14 protein-coding genes and 1 riboswitch are annotated in these 15,485 nt (G+C 41.4%); of the genes, 9 read left to right on the top strand and 5 right to left on the bottom strand.

All coding sequences use genetic code 11. The features are described 5' to 3' along the window. The 3 genes from AC1DUD_RS30195 to AC1DUD_RS30185 all read right to left on the bottom strand — a co-directional run. Positions 1–352: hypothetical protein (locus tag AC1DUD_RS30195; RefSeq protein ID WP_477381516.1), on the bottom strand; the 352-nt coding region annotated here is incomplete at its 3' end. A 5-nt stretch (positions 353–357) separates the two neighbouring features. Then, positions 358–1,326 carry a glycosyltransferase family 2 protein gene (locus AC1DUD_RS30190; protein ID WP_477381514.1) on the bottom strand — a complete coding sequence of 323 codons (969 nt, stop codon included), beginning with the start codon at positions 1,324–1,326 and terminating at the stop codon, positions 358–360. A 117-nt stretch (positions 1,327–1,443) separates the two neighbouring features. Further along, positions 1,444–2,394, bottom strand: a complete 951-nt coding sequence (locus AC1DUD_RS30185) for a glycosyltransferase family 2 protein (protein WP_477381512.1) — start codon at positions 2,392–2,394, stop codon at positions 1,444–1,446. 212 nt (positions 2,395–2,606) lie between these two features. Here AC1DUD_RS30185 and AC1DUD_RS30180 point away from each other — a divergent pair, with 212 nt between their 5' ends. The 5 genes from AC1DUD_RS30180 to rplT all read left to right on the top strand — a co-directional run bounded on the left by AC1DUD_RS30180 (position 2,607) and on the right by rplT (position 8,660). Then, entirely contained in the window at positions 2,607–5,210 is a 2,604-nt protein-coding gene (locus AC1DUD_RS30180; RefSeq protein WP_477381510.1) for a M1 family metallopeptidase, read from the top strand. A 233-nt stretch (positions 5,211–5,443) separates the two neighbouring features. Continuing rightward, positions 5,444–7,369 carry a threonine--tRNA ligase gene (gene thrS / locus AC1DUD_RS30175; protein WP_477381508.1) on the top strand — a complete coding sequence of 642 codons (1,926 nt, stop codon included), beginning with the start codon at positions 5,444–5,446 and terminating at the stop codon, positions 7,367–7,369. A 1-nt stretch (position 7,370) separates the two neighbouring features. Beyond that, the gene (gene infC / locus AC1DUD_RS30170) at positions 7,371–7,937 is read left to right on the top strand and encodes a translation initiation factor IF-3 (RefSeq protein ID WP_090525629.1); all 567 of its coding nucleotides are present in this window, start codon (positions 7,371–7,373) and stop codon (positions 7,935–7,937) included. 95 nt (positions 7,938–8,032) lie between these two features. Next, the gene (rpmI, locus tag AC1DUD_RS30165; RefSeq protein WP_090525627.1) at positions 8,033–8,233 is read left to right on the top strand and encodes a 50S ribosomal protein L35; all 201 of its coding nucleotides are present in this window, start codon (positions 8,033–8,035) and stop codon (positions 8,231–8,233) included. A gap of 82 nt (positions 8,234–8,315) precedes the next feature. Continuing rightward, on the top strand, positions 8,316–8,660 hold the full coding sequence (gene rplT, locus AC1DUD_RS30160; protein ID WP_076369188.1) for a 50S ribosomal protein L20: 345 nt from the start codon (positions 8,316–8,318) through the stop codon (positions 8,658–8,660). A gap of 111 nt (positions 8,661–8,771) precedes the next feature. On the opposite strand, the gene AC1DUD_RS30155 is transcribed toward rplT, so the two are convergent. Both AC1DUD_RS30155 and AC1DUD_RS30150 read right to left on the bottom strand, forming a co-directional pair. Continuing rightward, a complete protein-coding gene (locus AC1DUD_RS30155; RefSeq protein WP_477381506.1) occupies positions 8,772–9,506 on the bottom strand; it encodes an SRPBCC family protein in 735 nt (244 codons plus the stop codon). Positions 9,507–9,571: 65 nt separating this feature from the next. Further along, entirely contained in the window at positions 9,572–10,900 is a 1,329-nt protein-coding gene (locus AC1DUD_RS30150; RefSeq protein ID WP_477381504.1) for a serine hydrolase, read from the bottom strand. Next, positions 10,874–11,069: riboswitch (cobalamin riboswitch) on the top strand. (Overlaps the previous gene by 27 nt.) A 120-nt stretch (positions 11,070–11,189) precedes the next feature. On the opposite strand from AC1DUD_RS30150, the gene AC1DUD_RS30145 reads away from it, so the two are divergent. From AC1DUD_RS30145 to AC1DUD_RS30130, 4 genes are all read left to right on the top strand, one after another. After that, a complete protein-coding gene (locus AC1DUD_RS30145; RefSeq protein WP_477381502.1) occupies positions 11,190–13,142 on the top strand; it encodes a TonB-dependent receptor plug domain-containing protein in 1,953 nt (650 codons plus the stop codon). 52 nt (positions 13,143–13,194) lie between these two features. Next, positions 13,195–13,767, top strand: coding sequence for a DUF6580 family putative transport protein (locus AC1DUD_RS30140; protein ID WP_477381500.1), 573 nt, complete (start codon positions 13,195–13,197; stop codon positions 13,765–13,767). An 85-nt stretch (positions 13,768–13,852) separates the two neighbouring features. After that, the gene (locus tag AC1DUD_RS30135; RefSeq protein WP_477381498.1) at positions 13,853–14,539 is read left to right on the top strand and encodes an SIR2 family NAD-dependent protein deacylase; all 687 of its coding nucleotides are present in this window, start codon (positions 13,853–13,855) and stop codon (positions 14,537–14,539) included. Positions 14,540–14,585: 46 nt separating this feature from the next. Further along, on the top strand, positions 14,586–15,299 hold the full coding sequence (locus AC1DUD_RS30130; protein WP_477381496.1) for a Dph6-related ATP pyrophosphatase: 714 nt from the start codon (positions 14,586–14,588) through the stop codon (positions 15,297–15,299). The last annotated feature ends 186 nt before the right edge of the window (positions 15,300–15,485 follow it).

Raw genomic sequence — 15,485 nt, 5'->3', positions numbered from 1 at the left:
CGAGAATAGCTACCAAAATACCTGTTAAAAAGCCAATGATCACAAAGTTTAAGGTCATTTTAAAGGATGGCAGGATATCCTTAAATTCAAATTCGTAATACTCCCTGTCCATTAGCGTCAGAATCAGTTTATAAAAACTTAGTCCGATAAAACACTGTACGATCATCTGCAACATCAAAAAAATGAACTGGGTGAGCATGTCATCTGAGAAGAAGATGAACGTTTTTAAAAACTCCAGGAATTCATTTACGAATAGTGATATAGCTGAATAAACCACCAACGGCACAAAATTCTTCTTTAAAATATTCCATGCGGTTTTAATAGTTTCCGCTACAGAAAAAGGGTGGTACATATTGCTTATGATCTACTTAAAACTTTCCGCTTCCAAAAATCCTGTATAAATCCTAACCCGTAGGCAATAAGTTGTGTGAAGGCAGCTATAATGCTCAAAAATGCGATTTTTAACGATTTATTTTTCCACCACGCATGGAAAAATATTAACAAAGTGAAAATCAACAGTATAAAATTACCTATCGGTGCTAATACAGAGCTAAATAGGTTTAGAATAATAGTAAGGATAACGCCCACTGTAAAGGCTGCCGGAAAAAAATGAACCAGCTTTAATTCCTGCGGAAAAAACTTAGATATGTTGATGCGTGCCCTGCCAAAAAAGTGCAGCTGTTTATAAAATTGGTAAAAATTAGTGCGCCGTTTATGGAAAACAATGGCATCTGGGATGAGTCCGATCTTAAACCCCAGTGAATGAATGCGGATGCTGTATTCGATATCCTCGCCGAGGCGGGTAATGATAAAACCACCTGCTTTTTCCCAGGCTTGCCTTGAAACGCCCATATTAAAGCTGCGCGGATGAAATTGGCCGATTCCTTTTTTATTACCGCGAATGCCGCCCGTTGTGAAGGGAGAGGTCATGGAATAACTAATGGCCTTTTGTGTGGGTGTAAAAGAGTCATGTGCACCATCGGGCCCACCATAGGCATCAAGATAATTTGTAGTCAACGAGTTATTTACAATCTCCAGATAGGTAGGAGGGATCAAACAATCCGAATCAAAAATTACAAAATAGTCGCCTTTAGCACGCTCAAAACCGAAGTTGCGGGTAAAACCCTGGCCTTCATTCTGCTTTTTAAAATAGCGCAGATTAAGCTTATCGGTAAATGTATTTACTACTGCTTCAGCATCATTTACAGAACCATCCTCAATAACCAGCACCTCAAAATCCCTGTACGTTTGCAGGGTTAAAGTTTCCAGCAGTTCTTTGATCTCCTGCGGGCGGTTATATAAAGGGATAATGATGGAAAAAAACATGTTTTGTAGATAGATGTGCAAATTTCAAATGTTCAAATGTGCAGATTGATTCAATAGTGCCAGATGTTTTTATTATTTTCATCTGCACATCCGAAATCTGCATATCTGCACATTCAATTAAATTGTTTCCTCAATTTGGTAATGGTTGCGTTCACTTGCGCTGCGCGATACCAATTCGGCAACAAAGCCGGTTAAAAATAATTGGGAACCTAATATGATAGCTACCAATGCTATGTAAAACAGCGGATTTGTGGTTACATCCCTATATTTAAGGTTGTGTGCTATATTGTATAGTTTTTCGCTGATGATCCAAACGGTTATAAAAAAACCGGTAAAAAAGCTCAGCGTACCCAGCAAGCCAAAAAAATGCATTGGCCGCTTCCCAAATTTGCCTACAAAAAATATCGAAAGCAGATCCAGGAAACCATTGATAAACCTGCTTAAACCAAACTTGGTTTTGCCGTATTTACGGGGACGGTGTTCAACAACCTGTTCACCAATTTTGGTAAAACCAGCCCATTTAGCCAGCACAGGGATGTAACGGTGCATTTCGCCATAAATTTCAATGTTTTTAACTACTACGCCCCGGTAGGCTTTCAAACCGCAATTAAAATCATGCAGGTTGTTAATTCCGCTCATTTTACGGGTGGCGGCGTTGAATAGCTTGGTTGGTATGGTTTTACTCAACGGGTCGTGCCTTTTTGCTTTCCAGCCCGAAATGAGGTCGTATTTTTCTTCGGTTATCCGGCGATAAAGTTCCGGTATCTCATCGGGGCTATCCTGCAGGTCGGCATCCATGGTGATGACCACGTTACCTTTGGCGGCAATAAAGCCCGTATTTAAAGCTGCAGATTTACCGTAATTACGCCTGAATTTAATGCCTTTGATAAAAGGATTGCCTGTTTGCAGCTTCCTGATCATTTCCCATGATCCATCCTTGCTGCCATCATCAACCAAAATTATCTCGTAAGTAAAACGGTTTTCATCCATTACCCGGCTAATCCACGAGGTTAATTCCGGTAACGACTCTACTTCATCGTAAAGAGGTACTACAACTGATATATTCATTTATTGGGCTGCGATTAACGGTGTATGCCGTAAATCATCCGCAAAAATATAAAAAATAGGGAATGGTTTGCAACAATGTATCAACGGCGTATTTAACGAAACAGTTTATTCATTATTACTATAAAAAACACGGCGGATACTACGTAACCAAGCAATTACGTTTCAACTCAAATATATTTTAATATCTTTCCCTCACAATTAAAGCACAATTAATGAAATTCTACAAAGCCGCATTGTTATTGGTTTTAGGCTTTTACGCCGGTGAAGTAAATGCACAAAATGCAGATCAGGCAGCCCCTAAGTATGATCAGCACAAAGTATTTAACCCCCTGTTTTATCCTGAAAGAGGGAACGAATTCAGGTCGGCCAGCGGTGCACCAGGCGCTAAGTACTGGCAAAACCGTGCCGATTACAAGCTTGATGTTACCCTTGATACAATTAAACACAGAATAGAAGGCAGTACTTTAATTACTTACACCAATAACAGTCCGGATGCGTTAGGCTTTTTGTGGCTCCAGGTTGATCAGAATATATATAAGGAAGATTCACGTGCCGAAGCTACAAGCAACGTTTCGGGGGGCAGGTTCGCAAATAAATCGTACACCAAAGGGGCGGAGATAAAATCAGTCTATATCATTAACAAAGGCAAAACCCTTAAAGCCGATTACCTGATAACCGATACCCGTATGCAAATTAAACTGAAGGACTCATTACGCGCGGCCGGGAGTAAATTGCAGATAAAAATTGAGTACGGTTTCGATGTTCCTGAATATGGTACCGACAGGATGGGGCGCCAGCATACTAAAAATGGCTGGATCTATGAAATAGCGCAGTGGTACCCGCGCATGGAAGTGTATGACGATGTGACGGGTTGGAACACGATACCATACCTCGGCGCAAGCGAGTTTTACCTGGAGTATGGTAATTTTGATTATACCATTACTGCGCCTGCAAGTTTAGTTGTAGCAGGATCGGGCGAGTTGCTTAACCCTGCTGAAGTGTTATCACCAGCAACAATAAACCGTTTGGCCGAAGCGCGTAAAAGCGACAAAACGGTTACCATTAAGGATTCAACTGATATTTTACACAACGGCGATTATCCGAAAAAGCCAACCCTTACCTGGCATTTCTTTTGCAAAAATGCCCGTGACGTAGCCTGGGCAGCTTCAAAAGCATTTATCTGGGATGCCGCACGAATCAATTTGCCAAGCGGAAAAAAAGCGCTGGCGCAATCCGTTTATCCGGTGGAAGCTAAAGGAAATAACTCTTACGGACGTTCAACCGAGTATGTTAAGGCTGCCATAGAGTTGTATAGTGATAAATGGTTTGAGTACACTTATCCTGTCGCTACCAATGTGGCAGGTATAGTGGGAGGGATGGAATACCCGGGGATTGTATTTTGTGGCTCAAATAATCAAAACGGAGGCTTGTGGGAGGTTACTAACCATGAGTTTGGCCATAACTGGTTCCCGATGATTGTGGGCTCAAATGAGCGTAAATATGCCTGGATGGATGAGGGCTTTAATACTTTCCTGAACAATGTTGATACTAAAGTATTTAACAAAGGCGAGTATTATGAAAAGCCTGATCAGCAAAAAAGCGCCGGCTATTTATTCGCCCCCGGTGCGGAGGCTATTATGAACGTGCCTGATGTGATACAGGAGGATTTTTTAGCGGTTGCGGCTTATGAAAAACCGGCTTTAGGATTAACTATTTTACGTGAACAGATCTTGGGCGAAGAGCGCTTTGATTACGCTTTTAAAACCTACATCAAACGCTGGGCTTTTAAACACCCAACCCCCTGGGACTTTTTTCATACCATGGATAATGCTGCCGGTGAAGACCTGAGCTGGTTTTGGAATGAGTGGTTTTTTACCACCTGGAAAGTTGATCAGGGTATAAAAGACATTTCATACACTGATAACGATGCCTCCAAAGGAGCTATGATCACTATTGAAAACCTGGAAGAGATGGCTCTCCCTGTAACCATATCTATAAAGGAAGAGAATGGGAAGACAGGTACCGTAAAACTTCCGGCAGAGATCTGGCAACGGGGTGATACCTGGGCTTTCCCATACAAATCGACCTCGAAAATAGCCTATGCCACTATCGATCCCGATCATACTCTGCCCGATGTTAATCCCGAAAATAACTCATACAGTGGATTGCCGATACCACAGGGCACAACTGCCAGCAGTGTTATCAAAGCATATTTAGATGCCATAGGCGGTGCAGATAAGCTGAAGAATGTTCGCGACCTCCAAACATCGGCAACAGGTAATATACAAGGCGCCGAGGTGCAGTTGGTAACACGGTACAAAATGCCCGACAAGTATTATCAGGAAGCAATGGTGCCTTCCTATAACAACCTGGTGGTATCTCACGTAACGCTCAACGGCGATAGTGTAAAGGCCAAACAGGTAAACAGGGATGTACAGCTTGATGATGCGGCTAAAAAAATGATCAAACTTAAAAGCCGGCCGTTTCCTGAGCTTGATTATGAACGGATAAATCAAAATATCGCGCTACAGCCGATATTACGTGTTGTAAACGGAGATCTCGCTTACCAGATTGATGTTAATATAGGCACCGAGATTCACATTCATAATTACTACAGCCAAAAAACAGGATTAAAGCTTAAGCAAACTATTGAGGGGGCAAATGATCTGTCTGTTGAATTTGGTAACTATGAAGGCATAAACGGAGGTATAAAAATTCCGTTCTCTATAAAAACTACCCTTGTTGGGCAGCCAATTGAGTTTAAGGTTAAGGAAACCTCGGTTAATTCAAATCCTTCAAACGAAGCCTTTAAATAGGCTTAGTTAGTATAAGCAAAGCGGGGTATTCGTGTTTCCAATTTATGCGGAAATAAGAATACCCCGTTTCTGTTTAGATGCGTCAATTCCTTTATAAATCATCGAATAAAATTTTGAAAATGCTATGATGCTAAATGCTATTTAAAATTCTATTTTTGTACCCACAAAATGAGGGTCACTTTGTAGGTGACCGTTTAAACGTAATTTTATTAAACTTTAAATCATAGTTGTAGATGATTAACATTACACTTCCTGATGGATCAGTTCGTCAGTATGACAAAGGGATCTCTTCCATGCAAATCGCCCAGTCGATTTCCGAAGGTTTAGCCCGTAACGTATTAGCGGCCGAAGTTGACGGCCAGGTTTGGGACGCAAGCCGCCCCATTGAGCAGGACGCCCACGTTAAATTATTAACCTGGAACGATGCTGACGGTAAATCAACTTTTTGGCATTCATCAGCCCACTTAATGGCCGAGGCTTTGGAAGCCCTTTATCCGGGTACTAAATTCGGTATCGGTCCGGCAATTGAAACCGGTTTTTATTACGATGTTGACTTTGGCGACAAGGTTTTATCTTCTGACGAGTTTAAGCAGATCGAGGATAAAATGATCGAGCTTGCAAAAACCAAAGAGGAGTACATCCGCAAACCGGTGAGCAAGGCTGATGCTATTGAATATTTCACTGATAAAGGAGACGAGTATAAGCTGGATCTGATTAAAGACCTGCCTGATGGCGCTATCACATTCTATTCGCAAGGAAATTTTACTGATCTGTGCCGCGGGCCTCACATCCCTAACACAGGCTTTATAAAAGCGGTTAAATTGATGAGCCTTGCCGGTGCATACTGGCGTGGTGACGAAACACGCAAGCAATTAACCCGTATATACGGTGTTACTTTCCCTAAAGCCAGCGAGCTTACTGAATACCTGCACATGATCGAAGAAGCTAAAAAGCGCGATCACCGCAAGTTAGGTAAGGAGTTGGAACTGTTTGCTTTTTCTGAAAAAGTAGGCATGGGTTTGCCATTGTGGTTACCTAAAGGCACTGCTTTGCGTGAGCGCCTGGTTAACTTTTTGCAAAAGGCACAGGTTAAAGCCGGTTACGAGCAAGTAATTACTCCGCACATCGGTCATAAAAACCTGTATGTAACATCAGGCCATTATGAAAAATATGGTGCCGATTCGTTCCAGCCGATAAAAACACCGCAGGAAGGCGAGGAGTTTTTCCTGAAACCGATGAACTGCCCGCATCACTGCGAGATTTATAAAACTAAACCACGTTCATACAAAGACCTGCCGGTCCGTTTTGCCGAATTTGGTACAGTATACCGTTACGAGCAAAGTGGTGAGTTGCATGGCTTGACACGGGTACGTGGCTTTACTCAGGATGATGCCCACTTATTTTGTCGTCCGGACCAGGTGAAGGATGAGTTTAAAAAAGTGATTGACCTGGTGTTATATGTGTTTAAAGCTTTGGGCTTTGAAAACTATACTGCGCAGGTGTCATTACGTGATCCTGAAAACAAGGCAAAATATATCGGTACAGATGAAAACTGGGCTTTAGCCGAAAGCGCGATCATTGAAGCAGCTGCGGAAAAAGGATTGACTACTGTTGTGGAATTAGGCGAGGCTGCGTTTTACGGCCCTAAGCTTGACTTCATGGTGAAAGATGCCCTTGGCCGTAAATGGCAATTGGGTACTATCCAGGTTGATTACAATCTCCCTGAGCGTTTTGAACTTGAATATACAGGCAGCGACAATCAAAAGCACCGCCCGGTGATGATCCACAGGGCGCCGTTTGGTTCAATGGAGCGTTTTATAGCGGTGTTAATTGAGCATTGTGCAGGTAATTTCCCGCTGTGGTTATCGCCCGAACAGTTCATTATACTACCCATATCAGAAAAATATGAAGAATATGCAAAAAAAGTTTCTGATATATTAAAAGATTCCGATATTTGCGGGCTAATCGACTTCAGGGACGAGAAAATAGGCAGAAAGATACGAGATGCTGAAGTTAAAAAAATCCCTTACATGCTGGTTGTAGGCGAAAAAGAAGCTGCCGAAGGGTTGGTTTCTGTACGTAAGCACGGTACCGGTGATTTGGGAAGTATGAGCATTGAAGATTTTAAAGAACAGATAACTAAAGAAATAACAGTATAACTTGGCATTAAACAAACCTTTCAATAGAGGACCAAGGCTTCCTTTTAAGAAAAAAGAAGCCGAACACAACATAAACCAATTCATTAGGGCTCAGGAAGTTCGCCTTGTAGGTGATAACGTTGAGCAGGGAGTTTACTCATTAAGAGATGCCCTTGCAATTGCGCAAGAGCAGGAACTGGATCTGGTTGAAATATCTCCAAACGCCGTACCGCCGGTTTGTAAAGTAACTGACTATAATAAGTTTATTTACGAGCAGAAGAAGAAGCTTAAAGAGATAAAAAGCAATGCCAAGCAAACGGTTATTAAAGAGATCCGTTTCGGACCGAATACTGATGACCATGACTTTGAATTTAAATTAAAGCATGCCATTAAGTTTTTGGAAGCCGGTGAAAAGGTAAGAGCTTACGTACACTTTAAAGGTCGTGCCATTGTTTACAAAGAACAAGGTGAGATCTTGTTACTTCGCTTTGCCCAGGCATTAGAAGAAGTAGGTAAAGTAGAGCAATTACCTAAGCTTGAAGGAAAAAGGATGTTTTTAACCCTTGCGCCTAAAGCTGCAAAAAAATAAGATTAACATGTGTATCTGCGCGGATCATAAACGTGCAAATACCATAAAAGTAAAACGTTGAGAAACGTTAATATCTAACACAAATAAATAGAGTTATGCCAAAAATGAAAACCAATTCCAGTGCTAAAAAGCGCTTCAAGCTTACTGGAACAGGTAAAATCGCAAGAAAGAACGCATACAAAAGCCACATCTTAACCAAGATGTCGACAAAACGTAAGCGTGCCCTTGGTCAAACCAGCTTAGTATCTGATGCCGACATGGGTAACGTAAAACGTATGCTTTGTATCGGAAAGTAATTCACAAATTTTAAAAACCAGGTATTAGAGTTTTAAGTCCGGCACACGAGATGCAGGCACTCACTACCAAAAATCAAAAAAGATGCCACGTTCAGTTAACGCAGTAGCGTCGAGAAGACGCAGGAAAAGGATCATGAACCTCGCCAAAGGTTATTGGGGTTCACGTAGCAAGGTTTACACCGTTGCAAAAAACACAGTTGAAAAAGGTTTACAATACGCTTACCGCGACCGTAAAACCAAAAAGAGAGAGTTCAGAGCTTTATGGATCCAACGTATCAACGCTGGTGCCCGTCAGCACGGAATTTCATACTCTCAATTAATAGGTAAATTAGCAGCAAAAGAAATCGGTTTAAACCGTAAAGTATTAGCTGATTTAGCAATGAATCATCCTGATGCTTTCAAAGCCGTAATTGATGCAGTAAAATAATATCGCATTATCAATGCAAGAAAAAGGCCGCAATTTGCGGCCTTTTTTGTTTTATCTCCCCGGCTTTTGTGTCCTCACAAAAGTATTGCCTGCCTAATGAAGGGGCTACGATTATTTAATTATAATCACCTCGGTAAATTCATCCGCATCATTATTGATATCCATATACTGCTTAAAATTCTGGATATCTTTATCAACCATATTTTTGAATACAGGGTTTAGTATTTTAGCTATACCTGCGCCAACGCCGCCTGCCGGAGGCTGATAGCTGATCACCACATCAACAATGGTCCCATCTCCGTCAACAGTATCCTGAAACCGTACTTTACCGGCATTGTTGATCATGGAATCGGACAATGAGCTCCAGCCGATCATTTCATTAGGTTCGTCATGAACAATTTCGGCATGCCAGCTAACTGTTGCTACATTTTTAGGTAATTTCAATACCCAATGCGAATATTTTGAGTCGATGACCTCCACGCTTTCCAGGTGTTTCATAAACAACGGCAGGTTATCCAGCTTGCGCCAAAATTCATATACTTTTTGCCTTGGTTTATTTACAATGAACGAGGAGCGGATATTTACATTTATGGGATTGGTTGATAACTTGCCAATACGTTTGTAAAGTTCACAATGCCCGGTAATGCCCCGGTTTAACAGGTAACCACCTGCACCTATTTTCACGATGCTCGCAAACGGGTTTTTAAAAATGTTTTTAAAGCCTGAAAAACCGAGCTTCATGCCACCTGCTATAGAGCTAACGCGCTCGGGCCAATTCAGGTTTATGCGGTCATCACCATAAAGTACGGGGAAGTTGTCGGTATATTTTACTATTGTAGTTGCCATAGGTTTTTAAATAGTTATCGTTTTTAAAACACTATTGGTGCTACTAAGTTTGCTTAAAGTGAATTTTATTGCTTTTTGCTATAGGTAAATTTAAATTTAGTTAAATCGGGCAGGCGCTTTTTAGGGCGTTTTAATTCATATTGATATATCACCTGGCCAAGGTTTTTCAGGAAAGGCAGGCACACAGTAGCGTATTCATATTTATTATCGTTCAGTATCCCGTCCTCATTTGATTGCACAACGGCGCTGAGCATAAACTCCACCTTGTTTTTAAAATCTACAATATAGGCATTGTCGATATCGTAACCATAACTGTCACCAACTTTATTAAAGATCCTGATATAGGGGCTGATAACAGCTGTACTGTCTCCTCCATAAAACAGGAATTTGCAATAGGCAGGGAAATATTCGGGGCGGTTATAAGTGGGTTTAGTGTTTTCGGTAGGGAAGGTGCTCATGTAACGGTAAATGAAGCGATAGTCATCCTGCTCTAAATTAAAGCGCTGTGTCTTCGGGAAAGCTTCGGGGAACAGCAATCGTTTAAGTACGATCTGCTGATCGGCAAGGGAATAAACGTTCTTTTCAGAAAAATCGAGCGGTTTATTAACCATCCGGTCGCTGCTATCTAAATAAGCTTTGCCTTGCAGCATATTTTCCAGGAGCATAGGATAATTCAAAGCATCATATAGCGCCGGTTTGTGATAAACCAGTTTATCAGCGTCGTAAAAATCGACAGGATTGGTGTGCCTTGTACTTTCACCGGCATCGCCGATGGCTAACCTTCCTACAATACGTGTATGATTGAGATGGTATTTTTTAAGCTTTTGGTTGATCTCCGCCCGGCCTACAAATTCATATAGCCGGTTATAGGCATCGTTATCGCTTACCAGAAGGATCTTTTTAATGTAGTTTTCGACGCTTGGCAAACCTGTTGCGGATGATGTATCTGTCCTGACTTTAGTTTGGCCGGCAAATGAACAGTCAGTAATCATAACCGATTTTCGGCTTAAGCCTTTTGCCTTTAGCTCGTTTAGTTTTTCAAGCGCAAATATGGCTGTTGGAAGCTTTACGGTACTTGCCGGGTAAAAATAATGCTGCGCATTAAGGCGATAACTGTATGAAGTAAAATGGGGAACATTGTTTTTGTCCCTGTCTATCCGGGTATATAAGATCTGTACTTCGTTTTGTGTATGATGCTTCAGGATACCCGAAAATAGCTGCAGATGGCTATTTAGTAATCCTCTCAGAAAAACAGTGTCAGGCCCCTGGGCAAAACCGCAAAAGGCACTCATCATCAATAATAAAATACAGAAATGTTTCATCCTGATAAATATAGCTATGTAGTTTGAGGTTAACGGATACTTATTGTACTTTTGCAGCGCTTTAGGTTTCATTAAAATTGTTTAATGAATTAAAAGGGAATACGGTGTAAGTCCGTAACTGTCCCGCAGCTGTAAGCTCCGTAACCGTTGCCAAATCTATAAAGTCACTTTCTGAAAACAGGAGGGAAGGCCAGGCAAATGGGGAGTAAGTCAGAAGACCTGCCAAGGCATTATATGTTATTCATAGCTTTCGGGGATTGAAGCTTGAATGTGAATGCTCTTCAATTGGCGTGTTTTCATTTTGCTCATTTCCGTGTATGCTATTCAGGCTGCATTATTATTTTACACATATCAATCATACATGGAAAAAAAGTACGCTAAAATTACTTTGGGTTTCGGCTTATTAGCAGTTGGTTTATCGGCCAATGCTGCATACGCGCAGGATACCACACGCACATTAAATACGGTGGTAGTAACTGCAAGCCGTTCGCCTAAAAAACTGTCAGATATTGGTCGGGTTGTTACTATTATCTCTGCCGATGAGATCAATAAATCCCAAGGCAAATCATTGCCTCAATTACTAAATAATGTTGCAGGCATAACATTTTCAGGAGCGAACAACGCGCCGGGAATCAGTACATCAGTTTTCCTGCGCGGGGCATCATCGGGTAATACCCTTATCCTTGTTGATGGTTTCCCGGTAAATAATGCATCCGGTATAGACGGCAGTTATGATCTTAATGCCTTTTCGGTGGATTTGATAGATCATATCGAAATTTTAAAAGGAAGCGGCTCAACACTGTATGGCTCCGACGCGGTAGCCGGTGTTATCAATATCATCACCAAAAAGGCTAAAGAGCAGGGATTAACCGGCGGCTTGCAGTTAATGGGCGGCAGCTATAATACGTTTAAAGAATCGGCATCATTAATTGGACAGGTAAAAAATACAGGCATAGCCATTAATCTGTCAAATACCGATTCAAAAGGTTTTGCAGCAGCTACAGATACCACAGGCAAAGGCGGTTTTAAGAAAGATGGTTTTCATCAACGCTCTGCCAGTGTAAACCTGAGCCAAAACATATCATCTAAATTTATCCTGAACGGAAATTTGCAGGTAAGCCATAACACCGGCGATCTGCCATATGGCGCTTTTACAAATGATAACGATTACACCTACAAAAACACCTTCTTATTTGGCGGTGTAGGTGCAAAATGGATCTTACCTAAAGGTGACCTTAATGTGAACCTGTCGCAAAATACAGTTCAGAACGATTTTAATAACCTGCCATCTGATAATGGCGGAACCCACCAGGTTACGAAAAACACAGGCCGTATAACCAACGCCGAAGCTGTGTTTTACTATGAGTTGAATAAGTATCTGGATATTACCAGCGGCGCAGGCTTTAAATACAGTAACACCAGCCAGTATAGCTTGTTTGAATCAACCGCTTATCAGGGGGCACCGAGCATTATCAAAGCCGGTGATGCTGCCAATAACATATTCAGTGCGTATACATCGTTGTTTTTTAAATACGATATCTTCCATATGGAGTTAGGTGGCAGGTATAACAATCATAGCAAATACGGCGATAAGTTTACCTATACTATAAACCCGTCATTGTACCTTGCCGATCAGTTTAAGATTTTCGGTACAATAGCCTCGGCATTCAGGTCGCCTTCATTATACCAGTTGTTTTCGCAATATGGCAACCCCAAATTAAACCCTGAGATCACTACATCATATGAAGCAGGTTTTGACTGGGAAATTGTCAGGAACGAGCTTTCATTTAATACACAGTTTTTTAAGCGCAATACAAAAGATGTGATCTACTTTTTCTCTGAGTCGCAGCCACCTTATGATTCTTTCTATAAAAACGGGCAGGAGCAAAAAGACAAAGGTTTTGAAACCGAGTTAAAATATCATGCTAACAAAATACACGCATCTGTATACTACGCATATGTAACCGGCAAACTTACTGACGAAACAGGCTTGCAAACAAGCAATCTGTACCGCAGACCAAAGAGTACTTTTGGTGCTAACGTAAACTACGAGGTTTTAGCTAACTTGCAGTTTGGCGTTAATTACAAATATACAGGTAGCCGTACCGATCAGGACTTTTCAACCTATCCATCAAAAGTGATTACGCTGAAGCATTATAACCTGGTAGACCTGCATTTGGAATACAAAGCCACCAAACAACTGAATGTTTTTGGCGACCTGAACAATGTTTTGGATACTAAGTACGTAGACTGGTTAGGATACAACACACGCGGTATCAACTTCATGCTTGGTGCGCGGTATCAGTTCAATTAGTAATTTTTATTGTTCAGATATTATTAAGTAATTTTACGCCATATATAAAATCATGACCGCAAAAGATAACACCAACCGCAACCTGTTCCTGATCCTGATGATCCTGGTTGCTGCCGCTTTCAGGCTTTTAGCATTTAAGTATAAGGAATTGAGCAATTTTAACCCGGTAGGTGCTATTGCATTGTTTGGCGGTGCTTATTTTACATCGAAATGGAAGGGTTATGCAACAGTATTGCTTACACTGTTCACAACTGATATCGTGATTAATTACCTGTATACTTCAAAGTTAACTTTATGGTACGGCGGTGCCGCATGGGTGTACTTATGTTTTGCTTTGATGGTGCTGGTAGGTAATTTGCTTGAGAAAGTAAATGTTATCAATGTGCTTTTAGGTTCAATTGCAGCTGTTTTAATTCATTGGTTAATTACAGATCTGCCTTGGTTATATGGTACACTTTATCCGCATACCTTATCAGGTTATGGCGAATCGTTGGTTAAAGCAATCCCTTTTGAGCGCAATATGGCGCTTGGTACATTAGTATTCAGTGCGATACTTTTTGGCGGTTTTGAGTTGGCTAAGAGCAAGTACACTTTTCTGCAGGAAAAAAAGCAATTGGCTTTATAAGATAAATGAACTTAAATTTAAAGCGGATTGTTGAAAAACGATCCGCTTTTTTTATGGCCTATCCAGCCTGTCTACTCAAATCAATATGAAAAATATAGTAATACTAACCGGAGCCGGGATCAGCGCCGAAAGCGGCTTAAAAACCTTCAGGGACAGCGATGGACTTTGGGAGGGGTATAATATTGAAGACGTTGCCACACCCGAAGCCTGGGAACATAACCCGGTTATGGTGCAGCAGTTTTATAACGAGCGCCGTAAATCTGTGTTGGAGGCAAAACCCAATGCGGCCCATTACGCGCTTGCCGCGCTCGAAGAAAAATATAAAGTGACCATCGTTACCCAAAATATAGATGACCTGCATGAAAGGGCGGGCTCAACCAATGTGGTGCACCTGCATGGGATCATCACCCGGTCGCAATCAAGTATTAAACCTGAGCTTACTTATCCCATCGATGGCTGGGAAATTAAAATGGGAGAGAAATGCGAATTAGGCTCGCAATTGCGCGCGCATGTAGTTTGGTTTGGTGAAGCCGTGCCAATGATAGAAACGGCAGCTATGATCTGTGCTGGTGCCGATTTATTTATCCTCGTTGGATCCTCGCTGGCAGTTTACCCGGCAGCCGGGCTGATCGGTTACGTTGACCGGGAAGCGCCGAAATATATTATCGATCCTAATATCCCTTCGGTAAATGTTAAAGGGCCTGTAATTAAGATCCAGGAGAAAGCTACAGTTGGTGTACCGGCATTGGTGAATCAATTATTGAAAGATTAAATCACTAAATCACTAATTCGCTAACGCCCTAAATCACAAATTAAATATGAAGTGCATCTTCAACTGGAGCGGCGGTAAAGACAGCGCCCTCGCCTTATATTATTGTCTGCAAAACCCGGAGATTGAGATCGCTTATCTTGTAACCACTATTAATGATGCGGCCGACAGAATTTCGATGCATGGTGTAAGAACAGAGTTACTGATCAAACAGGCCGAAGCTATCGGTATTCCTTTATACCAGATCCGCCTGCCCGAAATGCCTGGGATGAAAGAATATGACGAGGTGATGCGTTATCATTTAACCCGTTTCAAAAACGAGGGCATAACCCATTCCATTTTTGGCGATATCTTTTTACAGGACCTTAAAGATTATCGCGACGCACGGTTAAGTGAAGTCGGTCTTAAAGGGATTTATCCGTTATGGAAACGGGATACAGCTGAACTTATAAATGAATTTTTAAATCTCGGTTTCGGAACAGTGATAGCCTGTACCCAGCAGCGTTTGGAAAGGATAGTTGGAAAAGAAATTACCCGCGAACTGATTGATGTTTTACCCGATGATGTTGATGTATGCGGCGAGAACGGGGAGTTTCATACCTTCACTTTTAAAGGGCCAATCTTTGCCCACGAGATAGAATACAAAACTGGAGTAAAGATTTTGAAGGAATACGCCGCGCCTAAAAACGCTGATGATTCCTGTGTTTCGACTGCCGACTTAAAACCTTCCGGATTTTGGTATTGCGACCTGTTATTGGCTTAGCTTTCTGTTTATTTTGCCAAATTCAACGCAGAATAAAATTTTGTTTGATTATATAAGTATTCTAATTACCAGTATTTTAAATTAATAAATCTTAATATTTTATTTAAGTATAATCAAATGGCAAAATCAGTGCCGCTCAAGAGGTAATCAATTTGCCAAATTAAATTCTGTTTAAGGCTTTAGTTA

This window comes from Mucilaginibacter sp. P4_A11, assembly GCF_056402535.1.
This window is presented reverse-complemented; position numbering and strand designations above follow the sequence as displayed.

Excerpts from the sequence above, each read along its gene's own strand:
- AC1DUD_RS30155 (WP_477381506.1), bottom strand. The coding sequence starts at position 9,506 with ATGGCAACTACAATAGTAAAATATACCGACAACTTCCCCGTACTTTAT.
- AC1DUD_RS30140 (WP_477381500.1), top strand. The coding sequence starts at position 13,195 with ATGACCGCAAAAGATAACACCAACCGCAACCTGTTCCTGATCCTGATG.
- AC1DUD_RS30135 (WP_477381498.1), top strand. The coding sequence starts at position 13,853 with ATGAAAAATATAGTAATACTAACCGGAGCCGGGATCAGCGCCGAAAGC.
- rpmI (WP_090525627.1), top strand. The coding sequence starts at position 8,033 with ATGCCAAAAATGAAAACCAATTCCAGTGCTAAAAAGCGCTTCAAGCTT.
- AC1DUD_RS30145 (WP_477381502.1), top strand. The coding sequence starts at position 11,190 with ATGGAAAAAAAGTACGCTAAAATTACTTTGGGTTTCGGCTTATTAGCA.
- thrS (WP_477381508.1), top strand. The coding sequence starts at position 5,444 with ATGATTAACATTACACTTCCTGATGGATCAGTTCGTCAGTATGACAAA.
- AC1DUD_RS30180 (WP_477381510.1), top strand. The coding sequence starts at position 2,607 with ATGAAATTCTACAAAGCCGCATTGTTATTGGTTTTAGGCTTTTACGCC.
- AC1DUD_RS30150 (WP_477381504.1), bottom strand. The coding sequence starts at position 10,900 with ATGAAACCTAAAGCGCTGCAAAAGTACAATAAGTATCCGTTAACCTCA.
- AC1DUD_RS30185 (WP_477381512.1), bottom strand. The coding sequence starts at position 2,394 with ATGAATATATCAGTTGTAGTACCTCTTTACGATGAAGTAGAGTCGTTA.
- rplT (WP_076369188.1), top strand. The coding sequence starts at position 8,316 with ATGCCACGTTCAGTTAACGCAGTAGCGTCGAGAAGACGCAGGAAAAGG.
- AC1DUD_RS30190 (WP_477381514.1), bottom strand. The coding sequence starts at position 1,326 with ATGTTTTTTTCCATCATTATCCCTTTATATAACCGCCCGCAGGAGATC.
- AC1DUD_RS30130 (WP_477381496.1), top strand. The coding sequence starts at position 14,586 with ATGAAGTGCATCTTCAACTGGAGCGGCGGTAAAGACAGCGCCCTCGCC.